This is a genomic window from Saccharopolyspora sp. NPDC003752, assembly GCF_053605825.1.
Window position 1 is genome coordinate 91077 of record NZ_JBSGJZ010000006.1, and the last position, 16770, is coordinate 107846.

A 16770-nucleotide genomic window follows, 5' to 3' on the forward strand; every position below is an offset into this window, starting at 1 on the left:
TTCGGGAATAGCTGCGAACGGTACTGCCGAAATCACCCGCTGTTGTGAAAAATGCCTGATCAAGGGCGAAAATGCGTCCCGCAGAAGCGATATCGACACGCCCCGTAGCCATGCGTAGCCTGGAACGTCAACGCGGTTTCGGGCCGGTGGTTCGTCCCCGCTACCCTCGACGGCTGTGAGCTTCGCAGGCTATGACCTGATCGTTGTTGGTTCCGGATTCTTCGGCCTCACGATCGCAGAGCGCGCCGCCACCCAGCTGGACAAGCGGGTGCTGGTGCTGGACCGACGTGACCACATCGGCGGCAACGCCTACTCGGAGGCGGAGCCCGAAACGGGTATCGAGGTGCACCGCTACGGCGCGCACCTCTTCCACACCTCGAACAAACGCGTGTGGGACTACGTGAACCAGTTCACCGAGTTCACGGACTATCAGCACCGGGTGTTCACCAAGTACCAGGGGCAGATTTACTCGTTCCCGATGAACTTGGGCCTGTTGGGCCAGTTCTTCGGCCGCTCGTTCACCCCGGACGAGGCCAAGGCGCTGGTCGCCGAGCAGGCGTCCGAGATCAACACGGCGGACGCGCAGAACCTGGAGGAGAAGGCCATCTCGCTGATCGGCCGCCCGCTGTACGAGGCGTTCGTGCGCGGGTACACGGCCAAGCAGTGGCAGACCGACCCCAAGGAACTGCCCGCGGCCGTCATCAGCCGCCTGCCGGTCCGCTACAACTTCAACAACCGGTACTTCAACGACAGCTTCGAGGGCCTGCCGGTCGACGGCTACACGGCCTGGCTGCAGAAGATGGCCGACCACCCGAACATCGAGGTCCGGGTGAGCACCGACTTCTTCGACGTGCGCGCCGAGCTGCCCGCCGACGTGCCGGTCGTCTTCACCGGCCCGCTGGACCGCTACTTCGACTACGTCGAGGGCGAGCTGGGCTGGCGCACCCTGGACTTCGAGACCGAGGTCGTGCCGACCGGGGACTTCCAGGGCACGTCGGTGATGAACTACGCCGACCAGGAAGTCCCGTACACCCGGATCCACGAGTTCCGGCACTTCCACCCGGAGCGCGACTACTACCCGAAGGACAAGACGGTCGTCGTCCGCGAGTACTCGCGGGCCGCGGAGAGCGGCGACGAACCGTACTACCCGATCAACACCCCGGAGGACCGGCGCAAGCTGGAGGCCTACCGCGAGCTGGCCAAGAAGGAGGCCAAGGAGCGGAAGGTCGTCTTCGGCGGGCGGCTCGGGACCTACAAGTACCTGGACATGCACATGGCCATCGGTTCGGCGCTGAGCATGTTCGACAACAAGATCGCCCCGTACTTCACCGAGGGGCGCTCGCTGGACGGCTCGCTGGAGGACTGACGTGACCGACCGGACCCCCCGAGAGGACCGTGCCGCCGCCGCGGGCGAGAGCAAGCTCAGCGACGTGACGTCGGTGCGCGAGGGAACCGCTGACGCGGCGCCCGAGCAGGTGCTGCAGCGCGTCGTGTTCCCGCGCGGCGAGGACCCGCTGGACGTGCGCCCGCTGTACATCGACGAGCCCACGGCGCTGAACAGCTCCGCGACCGTCGTGTCGCGCCGCCGCCTGGTGGTGCCCGCGAACAGCAAGATCTCCCTGGCCTCCTACTTCAACGCCTTCCCGGCCAGCTACTGGAAGCGTTGGACCAAGGTCGACGAGGTCGTGCTGCGGCTGAAGGTCAAGGGGGCCGGTCGGCTCGACGTCTACCGCTCGAAGGCCAACGGCGACAGCGTCCACCTGCAGGGCAGCCCGGTCGACAGCCCGGACTGGACCTCGCTGGAGTTCCGGGTGGCGCTGACGCCGTTCGAGGACGGCGGCTGGATCTGGTTCGACCTGTTCACCAACGACGCCGCGCTGGAGATCGACGAGGCGGCGTGGACCACCGACGTGCCGCTGCCCAAGCAGAAGGTGCTGATCGGCACCACCACGATCCGGCCCGCCGACTGCGTGCTCGCCCTGCAGACGCTCGGTGAGGACCCGGACGTGATGGCCGTCGTGGAGCGGGTCGTGGTGGCCGACCAGGGCCCGCAGAAGATCCGCGACACCGAGGGCTTCGACGAGGCCGCCCGCCGGATCGGCGACAAGCTGCACGTCATCGAGCAGGACAACCTCGGCGGCTCCGGCGGCTTCACCCGCGTCATGTACGAGGGCGTGCACAACTCGGACGCCGAGCAGGTCATGGTCATCGACGACGACATCGCGCTGGAGCCCGACGGCGTGCTCCGCGCCAACGCGTTCGCGCGCGCGGCGTCGAACCCGGTGATCGTCGGCGGCCAGATGCTGAACCTGCAGGCCCGCTCGCGGCTGCACACCATGGGCGAGGTCGTCGACCTCGCGCAGGGCATCTGGCGGGCCGCGCCGGGCGCGGTCATCGACCACGACTTCGCCAAGAAGACGCTGCGCAAGACGGCCAAGCTGCACCAGCGCATCCACTCCACCTACAACGGCTGGTGGATGTGCCTGTTCCCGCGCGAGGTCATCGAGCGCACCGGGCTGCCGCTGCCGCTGTTCATCAAGCACGACGACTCCGAGTACTCGCTGCGCGCGGGCGGGCACGGGTTCCCGACGGTGACGCTGCCGGGCGCGGCGATCTGGCACATGCCGTGGACCGACAAGAACGACGCCACGGACTGGACCGCGTACTTCCACACCCGCAACCGGCTGATCCTGGCCGCGCTGCACAGCCCGGAGGAAGTCAAGTCCAACATCGTCAAGCAGGGCCTGAAGCTCACGCTCCGGCACCTGCTGTCGATGGAGTACTCCACGGTCGCGGTGCAGCAGAAGGCGATCGAGGACTTCATGGCCGGCCCGGACGGGCTGTTCGAGACGCTGCGCACGGCGTTGCCGGAGGTCCGCGAGCTGCGCAAGGACTACGACGACGCCAAGACGCTGCCGTCGGCGCGCGAGTTCCCGCCGCCGTCGGCGGACCCGATCATGGCCGAGGGCCTGCTCAAGCCGCCGGTGAACCCGGCGGTGATCGCGGCCCGCGCGTCCAAGGCGCTGCTGCACAACCTCAAGGAGCCGACGAAGGCGGCCTCCGACAGGCCCCAGCTGAACGTGCCCGCTGCCGCCGCCCGGTGGTTCCTGCTGGGCAACCTGGACAGCGCGACCGTGTCGAACGCCGACGGCAGCGGCGTGGCGTTCCGGCGCCGCGACCCGGAGGAGTTCCGCCGGCTCGGCCTGCGCGCGCTGGCGAACTACAAGCGGCTGGCGCAGGAATGGGGCCGGCTGCGGTCGGCCTACCGCGCCGCGCTGCCCGAGCTGACCAGTGCGGAGTCCTGGAAACAGGTCTTCGACAAGAAGTGACCCCGACTCACCCGGAGACGATGTGGCAGAGCTGACGACGGCGACCGCCCCCGAAGAACTCGCTGAAGAGGCATCGGCGGCGGCGGTCACCCCCGAGACCGTCGCGCTGCGCAAGGTGCAGGGCGCGCTGGCGAAGCCGGCGGTGGTGAAGACCGCGCGGGCGATGTCGCTGTTCGGCGAGCACGCCGGCGGCTGGCTGGCCATCGGCGCGGTCGGCGCGCTGGTGGACCGCAAGCGCCGCGGCGAGTGGCTGACCGCCGCCGCCGGGGTCGCCGCCGCGCACGCGGCGTCGATCGCGGTGAAGCGGGTGGTGCGGCGCCGGCGGCCCGCCGACCCCGAGGTGCAGGTGCTCGTGGGCACGCCGAGCAAGCTGAGCTTCCCGTCCTCGCACGCGACGTCCACGACGGCCGCCGCGGTGCTCTACGGCGGGATGACGGGCAAGAAGCTGACCCCGGTGCTGGTGCCGCCGATGATGGTCAGCCGGCTTGTCCTGGGGGTTCATTATCCGAGCGATGTGGTCGCCGGTTCGGCGCTCGGCGGTGCCGTGGCGTGGGGCGTTCGGCGATTCATGAGACGGCGGAGGAACCGTGGCTGACAAGAACGAAACCGAGGTCGACACCGGGAAGCCCGATGCCTCGGCCGAGGCCGACGCGGAAGGCAGCAACGGTGCCGCCGTCGGCGACGCGCTGCTGACCGGCGTCGAGAAGCCCGGCACCGACGAGTCCGGTGCGGACGAGTCCGATGACGGCAAGGCCGCGAAGGCCGAGCCGGCCGAGGTCGAGGCGGACGCGGACGGCACGATCGGCAGCGACAAGTCCGATGACGGCAAGTCTGGTGCGGACGAGTCCGATGACGGCAAGGCCGCGAAGGCCAAGCTGGCCGAGGTCGAGGCGGACGCGGACGGCACGATCGGCGCCGAGTTCGGCGACGAGGTGCTGGAGGCCGCTCCGGTCAAGTCCGATGACATCAAGGACAAGTCCTCGGACGCCTACCACGCGAAGGTGACCGCGAAGGCGGGCACCACGGCGGGCCTGGTCACCGGCCTGATCAAGGAACTGCGCCCCAAGCAGTGGGTGAAGAACGTCCTGGTGCTGGCCGTGCCGTTCGCGGCGGGCGAGATCCTCAACCCGGGCGTGCTGTGGCACTCGGTCGTCGCGTTCATCGTGTTCTCGATGGCGGCGTCCGGCATCTACTTCGTCAACGACGCGATCGACGTCGAGGCGGACCGGCAGCACCCGACCAAGCGGAACCGCCCGATCGCCGCCGGCCTGATCCCGGTGCCGATCGCGTACGTGGTGTGCGTGCTGCTGCTCGGCGGCTCGCTGCTGATCTCGGCCGTGACCAGCATGCAGCTGTTCGCGGTGATGGCGGTCTACATCGCCGTGCAGCTGGGCTACTGCTTCGGCCTGAAGCACCAGCCGGTGATCGACCTGTGCATCGTGGCGTCGGGCTTCCTGCTGCGCGCCATCGCCGGTGGTGCCGCCGCGCACCTGGTCATCACGCAGTGGTTCTACCTGATCGTGGCGTTCGGTTCGCTGTTCATGGTGGCGGGCAAGCGCTACGCCGAGGTGAAGCTGGCGGCGGAGACCGGCGCGAAGATCCGCAAGTCGCTGAAGGCCTACTCGCCGTCGTACCTGCGGTTCGTGTGGGCGATCGCGGCGGCGATCACGATCATGTGCTACGCCCTGTGGGCGTACGCCATCCAGGAGGACGAGGCGTCCCGCTGGGGTCTGATCTCGATCATCCCGATGGTGGTCGCGATCCTGCGGTACGCGGTGGACATCGACAAGGGCGTGGCCGGGGAGCCGGAGGAAGTGGTCCTGAAGGACAAGGTCCTGATGGTCCTCGGCGTGATCCTCGCCGGCTGCCTCTTCCTGGCGTTCTACCTGTAAGAAGACGAACACAGCGGTGCCCCCGACCGAACCAGGCCGGGGGCGCCGCTGCATTTCGGCGTCCACCACGTGGCTCGCCCGGTCGACCGTTGATCCTGTCGCGGTGAGGCGTTGGTTGTTCATTTGCTGATCACCCGGTGGGCAGGGTGCCTTCATCGTTCGGGGCGAGAGTTGGGGCGTTTCCCGAACGATGGAGGTCGTCTTGTCTGAACCCACCGGCGTCTCGCGGCGCAGCGTGTTGCTCGGCGGTACCTTGGCGGGTGCCGCCGCACTGTCCACTGTGGCCACGTTGCCGGCGGTCGCGCAGCCGGGTGCCGGCGTCGCCCGGCGGGGCGAGGTCTTCGCGCTCGGCGTCGCGTCCGGCGACCCCGCGCCCGACGGTGTCGTGCTGTGGACCCGCCTGGCGGTGAACCCGCTGGCCGAGGACGGCATGGGCGGCATGCCGAACCGGACCTTCCCGGTGCAGTGGGAGGTCGCCGAGGACGAGAGCTTCAAGCGCGTCGTGCAGCGCGGCGAGGCGCAGGCCGCGCCGGAGCTGGGGCACAGCGTGCACGTCGAGCTGTTCGGGCTGCGCCCGGACCGCGAGTACTTCTACCGCTTCCGCGCCGAGGGCTCGCTCTCGCCGACCGGCCGCACCCGCACCGCGCCGCTGCCGGGCGCGCTGACCAGCCTGTCGATGGCGTTCGCGTCCTGCGCGCAGTACGAGCACGGCTACTTCACCGCCTACCGGCACCTCGCCGAGGAGCACCCCGACCTGGTGCTGCACCTCGGCGACTACCAGTACGAGTACAAGGCCGGCGTCTACGTCGCGCCGGGCGGCAACCCGCGCGATCACGCCGGACCGGAGACCGAGACGCTGGCCAACTACCGGCAGCGCCACGCCCAGTACAAGGCCGACCCGGACCTGCAGCAGGCGCACGCGGTGGCCCCGTGGGTCGTGGTGTGGGACGACCACGAGGTGGACAACAACTGGGCCGACGAGATCCCCGAGAAGCCGGAGATCCCGCAGCCGAACTTCCTGGAGCGCCGCAAGGCCGCCTTCCAGGCCTACTACGAGAACATGCCGCTGCGCCGCGCGCAGATCCCGCACGGCATCGACCTCCGGCTGCACCGCCGCGTCCAATGGGGACGGTTGGCGACGTTCCACATGCTCGACACCCGGCAGTACCGCGACGACCAGGTCGGCGGCGACAAGTTCCCGACCCAGGACCCGGCCCGGCTGGATCCGAAGCGCAGCCTCACCGGCGCCGAGCAGGAGCGCTGGCTGCTGCACGGCCTGCGCAGCTCCAACGCCAAGTGGGACGTGCTCGGCCAGCAGGTCATGTTCGCCGAGATCGACTACCTCAACGGCCCGGACAAGGCCTACAACCCGGACGCCTGGGACGGCTACGTCGGCTCGCGGACCCGCGTCATCAAGGGCTGGGAGCAGGCGAAGACCCGGAACCCGGTGGTGCTCACCGGTGACGTGCACACCAACTGGGCCAACGACATCCACGACGGCGACGAGGTCGTCGGCACGGAGCTGACGACCACGTCGATCACCAGCGGCGGCGACGGCTCGCCGAACCTGACGAACAAGGAGAAGGGCTACCTGGCGGAGAACCCGCACGTCCGCCTGTACAACAACCAGCGGGGCTACATCCGGACGAAGTTCACGGCGGGCGAGCTGCGGGCGGACTACCGGGTGGTCCCGTACGTCTCGAAGCCGGGCGCCCCGGTGGAAACCCTGGCGTCGTTCGTGGTCGAAGACGGCAAACCCGGCCTCAACAAGGCCTGATCCGGAGGTGGCGCGCAGTTCCACCGAGCTGCGCGCCACCTTCACCAGCCGGCTCAGGCGTCTGATGCCCGTCGCCGCGCATCAAGGCAACGCGAACGCCGCCGGCCGGGTGATGCCGCAATTTCAATGGAAATCAGAGGTCCGATTTCCATTGAAATTGCGGGAGTTGTCCACAGGTTCCGGCGTGTCGTGGCCCGACACGCCGGAGGAGCCCAGTTTCAATTGAAACTGGGCGAGGCACGCAAACCGATCCTGCACCCTTCTTCGTCAGCCGCGTTGGGTGGCGGCGAGCGTGCCGAGCAGGGTGAGGGCTTCGCTGCTCGGCGAGCCCGGCTCGGCGTGGTACACGACGAGCTCCTGCCCAGGGCTGGATCGAACGTCGAAGGTCTGCATGGTCAGCGTCAGCTCTCCGACGTCGCGATGCTCGAAGCGCTTGCGCTCCAGCGCCTTGCCGCGAGCGTCGTGGCTGCGCCACAGCTCCGCGAACTCGGGGCTCTCGGCCAGCAGCTCCCCGAGCACCTGCTGGATCCGCGGGTCGTCCGGGGCTTTGCCGTGGCCGAGGCGGAAGCCGGCGACGGAGTTGCGGGCGACTTCGTACCAGTCCCGGTAGAACGTCCGCGCCGCCGCGTCGGTGAACACGACGTGCATCAGGTTGCGCGAGTGCGTCCAGTCGTGGAAGAGCGCGTCCGCGATCGCGTTGGACGCCAGCACGTCGTAGGCCCGGTTGTAGACGATGGCCGGGTTGTTCGGCCAGGCCGACATGAGGGTCAACAGGCTCGGGTCGACGCGGTCGGGCACCGCGGCGACCCGGTCGCGCGGGCTGAGCCCGGCCAGGCGGAACAGGTGCTGGCGGCCGTCTTCGCCGAGCCGGAGAGCGACGGCCAGGGCGTCGACGACCTGCGCCGAGGGCGTTCGCTCCCGCCCCTGCTCCAAGCGGATGTAGTAGTCGACGCTCATGCCTGCCAGCAGGGCGACTTCCTCGCGCCGCAGGCCGGGGACCCGGCGGGGCCCGGTGCTGGCGAGGTTCACCTCGTCCGGGCCGAGCTGCGCCCGCCGGTCGCTGAGGTAGGCCCCGAGTTCGGATCGTGCCACGCCAGCAGCGTAAAGGCCGCGCCAGGCGATGTCGTGGGTGCAGCGCTCCCATGAAGACAGCGCCCTCCCACCGGGATGCCGCGACGGCCATCGTCGTGGCATGTCCACCAACGAGTCACCGGACCGCGATCCTGCCGAGGGCAAGGTCGTGCTCGTCACCGGTGCCAGCAGCGGGATCGGCGAGGCCATCGCGTCCCGCTTGCTCAACCGAGGCCACCACGTGGTCGCGGGTGCACGCCGGGAAGACCGGCTGCAGGCGCTGGCCGAGCGCACCGAGCAGACGGCCCGCAGTTCGGGCGGCAGCCTCCACCCGGTGCGGCTGGACGTCACGGACCGGGCCGACGTCGAAGCATTCGTCGCGCTGGCCCGCGAACGGTTCGGGCGCATCGACGTCCTCGTCAACAACGCCGGCGTCATGCCGCTGTCGCGGCTGGACAGCCTGCTGGTCGACGAGTGGGACCGGATGGTCGACGTGAACGTCCGCGGCCTCCTGCACGGGATCGCCGCCGCCCTGCCGCACTTCACGGCTCAGGGATCGGGCCACTTCGTGACGATCGCGAGCATCGGAGCCCACCAGGTCGTGCCCACCAGCGCCGTGTACTCCGGCACGAAGTACGCGGCCTGGGCGATCACCGAGGGGCTGCGCCAGGAGTCAGACCCCACGATCCGTGTCACGACCATCTCTCCCGGGGTGGTCGCCTCCGAACTCGCGGACTCCATCACCGAGAGCGGCGCGGCCGAGGCGATGCGCACCTACCGCGCGCACGCGATCGGCGCGGACGCCATCGCCGGAGCCGTGTCGTACGCCCTGGACCAGCCGCGCGACGTCGACGTGAACGAGATCGTCGTCCGCCCGGCCCGGCAACGCTGACCCATCACGAGAAGGAATCCATGACCACCGCTCTCCCCACCGCTTGGGACCTCACCGGCCGCGTCGCGGTCATCACCGGAGCCGCTCGCGGCATCGGCCGCGCCACCGCCCTGCTGCTGCGCGAGCGCGGCGCCCGCCTGGTCGTCACCGACCGCTGCGAGGCCGTCGAGGAGCTCGCCGCGACCGACCCGGACCACGTGGCCGCGCTCGTCGGCGACGTCGCCGACGAGGAGCTCGCGCGAGAGACCATGAAGTTGGCCGCCGATCGGTTCGGACGGCTCGACATCCTCGTCAACAACGCGGGCCGAACCCTGAACAAGCCGATCACCGAGACCACCGTGGAGGACTTCGAGGCCATCCTCCGCGTCAACGCGCGCGGCAACTTCGTGCAGGCACGCGAGGCGTTCCGCGCGATGGAAGCGGCCGGAGGCGGAGCCATCGTCTCGATCGCGTCGGTCTCGTCGGTCGTCGCCTTCGAGACCCAGACCGCTTACGCCGCGTCGAAGGGAGCCCTGGCCCAGATCACCCGCGTGCTCGCGATCGAAGGCGGCCGCAAGGGAATCCGCTCCAACGCGGTGCTCCCCGGGGTGATCGACACCGACATCATGGAAGGCGTCGTGGCGAACGGACGCGAGATGCTCGCCTCCTTCGGCGGAGCGCACCCGATCGGCCGCATCGGACGCCCCGAAGAAGTGGCCGAGACGGTCGCATTCCTCGTCTCCGACGCGGCGAGCTTCATCACCGGCGCCCTCATCGCCGTGGACGGCGGATTCACCGCCCAGTAAGCGCCCCCGCCCGCCACCGTTCAGGTCTCGTGCGTGTAGATGATCAGCCAGGCGTCGTCGCGTTCGGTCAGTTCGAGCCTGGCGCGGTAGGAGTTGCCGGACGCGTCACCGGCGATGTCGGCGGTGGCCTGGTAGTTCGCCACGCCGGGATGCACCGCGACGGTGTCGATCCGGATGTTGCGACCGCCGTCCCGCAGCAAGCGGTCCGCGACGTTGCTCCGGGCCGCCGAGGTGTCCACAACGGACAGACGAAGCAGGGTGTCGCGGTCCCGTCCGTTCAGAGCAGCCACGTAGCGCTGCGCTGTTTCGCCGGGAGTTGCCCCACCGACGGCGCCCGGCCGCGCCGGGCGCCGCCCCGGATCCCCGAAGTCTGCCGGCGCCAGCACCACAACGGCGGCAGCGACAGCGAGGCAGACCGAACTCCAGATCAGAACGTGTGCAGGGCGAACCATCGGTCCTCCGGCTGAGCGTCCGGGCGGTTCAGCATCGAGGTGAGCGGCACGTCCTTGCGGTCGTTCGAGTGGTAGGTCAGCAGGATGTCCTCGGCGTGCGGTGCGGTCGGGTCCGAGTCGTTGGGCACCCTTCCGGTGACGATGAACGAGTGACGTCGGGGAAGTTGGTGCCAACGGACGTGCGTTCTGGCGATCGACAGGTGGAGGGGTGTCCTGCGCCCGGCCGTCAGCCGTGGTTGAGGCCGAGGTGGCGGGTTACCTCGTGGGCCATTGCGATGGCGTAGGACTGGCCTCGGTCCTGGGGGTAGATCTGGGACATCGTCGCCAGGGTCACTCCCGGCATCGTCGTCCGGTGGCCCGGGATCAGGGCGCGGTACTGCGGCGTCACGATCGGTTGGGCGAAGCCCGCCTTGGAGAAGTGCCAGTCCAGGATCCAGGAGCGGTCGAAGTCCGGGTTCAGCTTGCGCAGCCACGGGATGTAGCGCTCCAGCAGCTCGGCCGGATCGGTGGTGAACCGCCAGTCTTCGCGCGGTACGTAGTTGCCGACGTACACGACGTGCCGGCCGCCGTACTCGCTGCGGTCGACCATGTTCGTGTGCTCGACGACCGCCAGGAACGGGAACGCGGTGTCGTTGATGTTCAGCCAGTAGTGCGGGATGACGCTGCGGTCGCACTCCAGGATGAAGCAGGTCGCGCCGAGGTACTGGTTCTGCCACAGCACGTTGTCGGCGTCGATGCCCGCCGCCTTCGCGAACACCGGCTGCGGGACCGTCACGATCAGCCGGTCGAACTCGTAGCTGCTGCCGTCCCGGGCGCCCACCAGCACCGTCGCCCCGGGCTGGCGGATCGTCTCGACCGGCTTGCCGAACTCGACCTTCCCGCCGCGCTCGGTCACCGCGTCCAGCAGCGCCCGGTACACCCGCTCGAAACCGCCGTGCACGTAACCGAGTTCGAAGGTGCGGTAGTGGATCCGCGCCCACAGCCAGGCCATCGAGATCTGCTCCGCGTGGCCGCCGAACTTGCCGGTCAGCAGCGGTTCCCAGATCTTCTCGGTGACCCGCGGCCCGGCCCAGCGGCGCATCCAGTCCAGCGCCAGCACCGAGTTGAACCGCTGTCCGTTCCGGACGAACTTCAGCGCCGCCGAGGACGCCCCGAAGCGGAACCGGTCCAGCAGCGAGAACTTCGGGAACCGCAGCATCTCCTGCGGCGTGCCGAAGTCGTGCAGCTCCCCGTCGACGTACACGCCGGTGCTGGGCCGGTGGAAGCGCAGCAGGTGCCCGAGCCCGAGCTCCTCGACGAGCTCGATCATCGCGCGGTCGGTCCGGAAGCTGTGGTGGTAGAAGCGCTCCAGCGGCGTCCCGCCGACCTCGATCGACGCCGCCAGCCCGCCCAGCTCCGCCGACGCCTCCAGCACCGTCACTTCGTGCCCGGCCTTCACCGCGTCGAACGCCGCGGTCAGCCCGGTCGCGCCCGCCCCGACGATGCCCACCCTCATCCGAAGCTCCACTTCTTGTTGATCGAGTACTGGAAGATCAGCACAACCGGCAGCGAACCGGCCTTGACCAGGTTCGGGTCGATGCCCAGCCAGCCGGAGAACACCTGGAGCAGCACGAACGTCAGGCCGATCCCGGCGACGCCGACGGCGTAGAACCGCAGGAACCGAACCGCGATCCGGTCCCGCTTGCGGAAGTTGAACAGCGTGTTGAGCACGAAGTTGTTGGTGATCCCGGCCGTCGTGCTGATCGCGTTCGCGAGCTGCTCGTGCAGCCCGGCCGCGTTGAACAGCAGCAGGAACAGCAGGTAGTCCAGCAGCACGCCGCTCGCGCCGATCACCGCGTACAGCAGCAGCGACCGGCTGATCAGCCGGTCGCGGGCCTCGACGTGCTCAGTCTTCGTCATGCGATATCACGTTCCGCACGATGTAGAGGGGGCGCTGCTGCACCTCGTGGTAGATCCGGCCGACGTAGCTGCCGATGACGCCCAGCGACACCATCTGCAGCCCGCCGAGGAACAGCATCGCGACCATCAGCATGGTCCACCCGGAGACGGTGATCGCGGGGAAGAACAGCCGCAGCGCCACCGCGTAGACGATGCCGAGCATCGCCAGGACCAGGGTGATGAAGCCGATCCGGGTGATCAGCTTGAGCGGCACCGTGGAGAAGCTGGTGACCCCGTCGGCCGCCAGCCGCAGCATCTTGCGCATCGGGTACTTGGTCTCGCCCGCCACCCGCTCGTCGCGGTCGAACAGCACCTCCTGCTGCTCGAAGCCCATCGACGCGACCATGCCGCGGATGAACCGGCTGCGCTCCCGGAAGCCCCGCAGCTCCTCGGCGGCCCGCCGGTCGAGCAGCCGGAAGTCGCCGGTGTCGACCGGGATGTCCACCTCGGCGCAGCGCCGCAGCACCCGGTAGTAGGTGTGCGCGGTGGCGCGCTTGAACGGCGTGTCGCGGCGGGTGCGCCGCCGGGCGGACACGATCTCCGCGCCGTCCAGCCACGCGTCGATCAGCTCCAGGCTGACCTGCGGCGGGTCCTGCAGGTCGGTGTCCATCACGATCACCGCGTCGCCGCCCGCGTGGTCCAGCCCGGCGGTGATGGCGATCTGGTGGCCGAAGTTGCGGGCGAAGTCCACCACTCGCACCCGCGGGTCGTTCTTGGCGACGTCCTTCAGGACGCCCAGCGAACCGTCCGAGGAGCCGTCGTTGACGTAGACGAACTCGTAGTCGAACTCGGCCCGGGTGGCGGTGGCCGCGGTGAGCTCCTCGTGGAACCGCTTGATGCCCGCGACCTCGTTGTAGACCGGCAGCACGTACGAGATCAGCGGCGGCGCGCCCTCGCCGGTGGCTCTCCGCCGCTGTTGCGGGACCGGAACCCGGACCCGCTGGTGCATCGTGTCGGCCATGGTCACTCCCCTCGCCAACCCCACCGTGGAACAGGAACGCTCCGCGCGCCGAGGTCGTTGCCCTGCAACGGGTAATCCACCCCGATCAGGTGGTCACGTTCGGCGTAGTCGAGGGTTCTTCCGGTCTCGGACGGCCCGCTCACGGGCGCTTCGGTGGAATTGCCGTCGGCCGGCCGGAGAGACGAGCAGATCGAGATCGCCACCGCTACCCCCAGTGATCCTGCGCCGATCACGGTGCGAAAACCGCCGCAAGGGTAACGGCCTCGACGCAGCCCGGCGCGCCGAAACGATGCGCCCGATCGGGCGGTGTCGATGCCATTGGAGTGATCGTGATCGACGGCTCCCGGGGCCTGACCAGCTGAAACGGTCAGTGCTCCTCGAAGGGGTAGGCCGGATCGCCTGCGGCGCCGCCGATCCGCTCGCGGTGCTGCGTCGTCGCGTACGCGTCGCGTTCGATCGGGTAGCGGGCGTAGAGGACGTGGCCCCAGGTGTTGCCGGGGGCGTCGCGCAGGCGGCTGGGCAGCTCGTAGCGCTGGGAGAGCATCGGAACCCCGGCGAACACGCCGCCGATGTCGGGCCCGAACGCCATCGAGCCCTCGCCGAGGGGCGGCGTGATCAGCATCCGCGGGGCGCCGGCGACGCCGTGCGACACCCGCGGGTAGTCGGACAGGCAGGGGAACACGAAGCTCATCGTCCAGTCGATCAGCACCGGTTCCCGCTGCGCGAGCGCCTGCCGCAGCGGCACCACGTCCCGCACCGCCGGGCCGCTGACCGTCAGCCAGCCCTGCTGGTCGGTGGTGCGGTCCTCGGCGAGCACCCGGATCCGGTCGGCCCCGGCCGGGATCTGCCCGGGCTCGACGGTGAGCAGCCGCCAGTCGCGGAAGTTCCGCCAGTCGATCGGCCTGCCGTGGCGCGGGTCGTCGAACGGCAGCTCGGTGGGCGGCGGATCGCGCAGCTCGCGCGTCGCCACCGTCCCCGCCGCGGTGCCGAACTCCAGGGCCAGCGAGTTGCCCTGCTCGGGCCGGCCGGACACCCACACCGACAGCGTCTGGTCGGCGGTGAGGCCGGGCAGGCCGAACCAGGCCGAGGTCAGCGAGCCGGTCGTCTGCGGCCCGCCCGCCGTGCTGGTCCAGGCGAACTGGCTCGCCGCCGTCGTCGCCACCTCGCCCTCGGGGGCCTTCGGGTCGTCGGGCCGCTTCGCCAGCAGCGGCTCGCCGGGGTGCTCTTCGCGCAGGTCGGGCTCCTGCGGCGGCCCACCGGCCGAGGTGAAACCGTCGAGGTCGGCGGTCCCGGCGATCGGCGCGAGCCGTTCGGCGATCGGCAGCGCCTCGATCTCGTTCTCCAGCCCGCAGTTGCTGCCCCGGATGCTCTGCGAGTTCATCCGCGCGATGGAGAAGCGGTCGCCCATCGTCTGCGGCGCGGTGATGAACGATCCGATCAGCACCGCCACCGAAGCCAGCGCCGCCGACCCGAGCACCGACATCGGCATGACCGTCCACATGAGACCGCGAGGGGTGGGCCGCGACAGCCTCGCGCGGATCCGGACGAAGCAGAAGGCGAGCACGCCGACGGACGCGCCGGTGGCGAGCCAGAGCGCCGGGCTGTCCAGCGGCAGGCCCGGCCGGACGGGCGTGTCGGACCACGGCATCGCCAGGTCGGACTGCATCGGCCACACGTTCGGCCCCATGAACGCCAGGGCCGCGGCCACCGATGCGGCGATCCCGCCGAACACGCCGACCAGCCGCGCCTCGCGCCTGGCCCGCTCTATCCTGCCGATCCGCCCCAGCAGCACGACGGTCACCGCGAGCAGCGCCGAGCCGACCCCGGCGAGCGCACCGAAGTGGTGGGTCCACTTCGACGGCGTCAACCACATCGCGACCAGGACCGCGACGACGGAGCCGAGCACCATCGGCAGGTCGGGCAGCTCGGTCCAGCGGTGCACCTGGCGCATCGCGCACGCCGCCGCGATCAGCACGCCGGCCACCACGAGGAGCACGACCAGCCGCTTGGTGGCGGTGCCCCAGATGTTGGTGCCCAGCAGGTTCGCGTACCGGTCGATCTCCTGGTACCAGCCGAGGCTCGGCCCGAACTCGTCGTGGATCGCGGTCGCGCTCCGGACGCCGTTGAGCGTCGAATCGGCGAACATCGCCACCAGGCCGACCGCGCCCACGCAGCCGAGCAGCACGACGCGCGTGGGCAGGCTGACCCACCGCGGCAGTGCGCCGCGCTGCGCGAGCACCCGCCAGATGCGCGGCGCGAACACGAGCACGGTGAGCAGCGCGCTCACGCCGGTCGGCGTGACGGACACCGTCAGCCCGGCGATCAGCGCGGCGACGCCCAGCCAGAAGTGCGGCGCGCGCGTCCGGCCCATCTTCAGCAGCGCCGCGACCAGCGCGGACGTGCCCAGCGCGACGAACGGCTCCGGCCGGATGCCCAGCCCGAACGGCAGCCAGCAGGCTAGGAAGAACACCGCGGTGAGCAGGTGCAGCGGCAGGCGCCGGGTGCCCCGGCACACCGGCAGGACGATGCCGCGGCTGACGACGAGCCAGGTCAGCAGCCCGGCGATCGCGCTGGGCACGCGCAGCCAGGCGGGCGCGAGGCTCTCCTCCGACACCCACCGCATCAGGTGCTGGACCAGCGTGAACGGCGTCTCGGAGGCGTTGAACCAGCGGTAGTAGTTGCCGATGTCGCCGGCGTCGTCGTAGTTGCGGACGGTCATCATCGCGAAGCCGTCGTCGTCGGTGAGCGGCCCGATCACCAGCCAGCCCGCCAGCACCGCCGCGACCAGCGCGTCGACCGGTAGGAGCAGCGGCGACACGCGGATCCGACCGAGGGCGGGCGGGGCGTGGACGAACAGCAGGGCCAGCGACACGAGCGCGAGCACCAGCGCGGTCGTGATCAGGGCGCTCTTGATGTCGGTCGGCGAGGTGTCGAACCAGGAGAAGGTGCGCGCGGTGACCGAGATCCCGGCGAGCTCCTCGGGTTCGAGGTCGGTGGCGAAGGTGAAGATCTCCGGCGCCGCCATGCCGGGCAGCACGATCGGCGGGCGGCCGCCCGCGGTCACCGCGGAACGCGTCGAGTCCGCGTGGATCGACAGCTCGCAGGTGCCGGGCGGCAGCGGAACCTGGTGCTGGTCGAGGACGAGCTCCGGCTTCCCGTCGCGGGTGGTCAGGACCAGGCCTTCGCGGTCGCTGCCCGGCGGCAGGGTGGTCAGCACGGTCGTCCGCCCCGGCCGGTCGAGCGCGGCGCGCAGCACCGGGCACGGCACGGACGCGTCGAACGACGCGGGCCGGTAGGGCGCGAAGAACGCCGTGGTGGACCGGGCCTCGGCGGCCGGCCAGCTCACCTCGGTGCGATCCACCCAGACGGGCGCGAACGGCAGCGCGAGCGCGCAGCCGAGCCCGACGATGCCGATGCAGCACGCCAGGAGGTGCACCACCCACAGGCCTGCGCGGGAGCGCCGCGGGCGGTCGGCACCTGTTCCGCCGGTCTGCGGCTCGGCCGGCGGATCGAGCTGTGCCGGACTGCTCAAGTACTTCACCGCGCACCTCGCAGATCGGAATCTTCCTCGCCTGCTCAATCCTGGCCAACGCGGCGCGCGACGCATGGCGGCGGCGCGCCGAATTCGTCCAGCCGATTGACGATCGGGGCGCCGCGCAGGTTGCCCGCGGCG

General features: G+C 70.1%; 15 protein-coding genes. 8 read left to right on the forward strand and 7 right to left on the reverse strand.

Features of this window, described 5'->3' with window-relative positions; all coding sequences use genetic code 11:
• The first annotated feature begins 175 nt into the window (after positions 1-175).
• The 6 genes from glf (at position 176) to ACWEV3_RS10070 (ending at position 7224) form a co-directional block, all read left to right on the forward strand.
• The gene (glf, locus tag ACWEV3_RS10045; RefSeq protein ID WP_452613511.1) at positions 176-1366 is read left to right on the forward strand and encodes a UDP-galactopyranose mutase; all 1191 of its coding nucleotides are present in this window, start codon (positions 176-178) and stop codon (positions 1364-1366) included.
• Position 1367: 1 nt separating this feature from the next.
• The gene (locus tag ACWEV3_RS10050) at positions 1368-3329 is read left to right on the forward strand and encodes a glycosyltransferase (RefSeq protein ID WP_452613512.1); all 1962 of its coding nucleotides are present in this window, start codon (positions 1368-1370) and stop codon (positions 3327-3329) included.
• Positions 3330-3351: 22 nt separating this feature from the next.
• Positions 3352-3924, forward strand: coding sequence for a phosphatase PAP2 family protein (locus ACWEV3_RS10055; RefSeq protein WP_397527406.1), 573 nt, complete (start codon positions 3352-3354; stop codon positions 3922-3924).
• A 280-nt stretch (positions 3925-4204) separates the two neighbouring features.
• On the forward strand, positions 4205-5221 hold the full coding sequence (locus ACWEV3_RS10060; protein ID WP_452613711.1) for a decaprenyl-phosphate phosphoribosyltransferase: 1017 nt from the start codon (positions 4205-4207) through the stop codon (positions 5219-5221).
• Between the two features lie 190 nt (positions 5222-5411).
• Complete coding sequence (locus ACWEV3_RS10065) at positions 5412-6998, forward strand: alkaline phosphatase D family protein (RefSeq protein WP_452613513.1); 1587 nt, start codon at positions 5412-5414, stop codon at positions 6996-6998.
• A gap of 7 nt (positions 6999-7005) precedes the next feature.
• The gene (locus ACWEV3_RS10070; protein ID WP_452613514.1) at positions 7006-7224 is read left to right on the forward strand and encodes a hypothetical protein; all 219 of its coding nucleotides are present in this window, start codon (positions 7006-7008) and stop codon (positions 7222-7224) included.
• Between the two features lie 41 nt (positions 7225-7265).
• On the opposite strand, the gene ACWEV3_RS10075 is transcribed toward ACWEV3_RS10070, so the two are convergent.
• On the reverse strand, positions 7266-8090 hold the full coding sequence (locus tag ACWEV3_RS10075) for a helix-turn-helix transcriptional regulator (RefSeq protein WP_452613515.1): 825 nt from the start codon (positions 8088-8090) through the stop codon (positions 7266-7268).
• Between the two features lie 100 nt (positions 8091-8190).
• Here ACWEV3_RS10075 and ACWEV3_RS10080 point away from each other — a divergent pair, with 100 nt between their 5' ends.
• Positions 8191-8961 (forward strand): SDR family oxidoreductase, encoded by a 771-nt coding sequence (locus tag ACWEV3_RS10080; RefSeq protein WP_452613516.1) that lies wholly within the window; start codon positions 8191-8193, stop codon positions 8959-8961.
• Positions 8962-8981: 20 nt separating this feature from the next.
• Positions 8982-9746 (forward strand): SDR family NAD(P)-dependent oxidoreductase, encoded by a 765-nt coding sequence (locus tag ACWEV3_RS10085; RefSeq protein ID WP_452613517.1) that lies wholly within the window; start codon positions 8982-8984, stop codon positions 9744-9746.
• 20 nt (positions 9747-9766) lie between these two features.
• On the opposite strand, the gene ACWEV3_RS10090 is transcribed toward ACWEV3_RS10085, so the two are convergent.
• The 6 genes from ACWEV3_RS10090 to ACWEV3_RS10115 form a co-directional block, all read right to left on the reverse strand.
• Positions 9767-10036 carry a hypothetical protein gene (locus ACWEV3_RS10090; RefSeq protein ID WP_452613518.1) on the reverse strand — a complete coding sequence of 90 codons (270 nt, stop codon included), beginning with the start codon at positions 10034-10036 and terminating at the stop codon, positions 9767-9769.
• Between the two features lie 137 nt (positions 10037-10173).
• Positions 10174-10326: a hypothetical protein gene (locus ACWEV3_RS10095; RefSeq protein WP_452613519.1), complete on the reverse strand. Its 153-nt coding sequence runs from the start codon at positions 10324-10326 to the stop codon at positions 10174-10176.
• Positions 10327-10424: 98 nt separating this feature from the next.
• A complete protein-coding gene (locus ACWEV3_RS10100; protein ID WP_452613520.1) occupies positions 10425-11693 on the reverse strand; it encodes an NAD(P)/FAD-dependent oxidoreductase in 1269 nt (422 codons plus the stop codon).
• Entirely contained in the window at positions 11690-12097 is a 408-nt protein-coding gene (locus tag ACWEV3_RS10105) for a GtrA family protein (RefSeq protein ID WP_363899998.1), read from the reverse strand. Before ACWEV3_RS10105 ends, ACWEV3_RS10100 begins: the two co-directional genes overlap by 4 nt.
• Entirely contained in the window at positions 12084-13097 is a 1014-nt protein-coding gene (locus ACWEV3_RS10110; protein ID WP_452613521.1) for a glycosyltransferase, read from the reverse strand. Before ACWEV3_RS10110 ends, ACWEV3_RS10105 begins: the two co-directional genes overlap by 14 nt.
• Positions 13098-13464: 367 nt before the next feature.
• Positions 13465-16638 (reverse strand): arabinosyltransferase domain-containing protein, encoded by a 3174-nt coding sequence (locus ACWEV3_RS10115; protein WP_452613522.1) that lies wholly within the window; start codon positions 16636-16638, stop codon positions 13465-13467.
• Between the last annotated feature and the right edge of the window lie 132 nt (positions 16639-16770).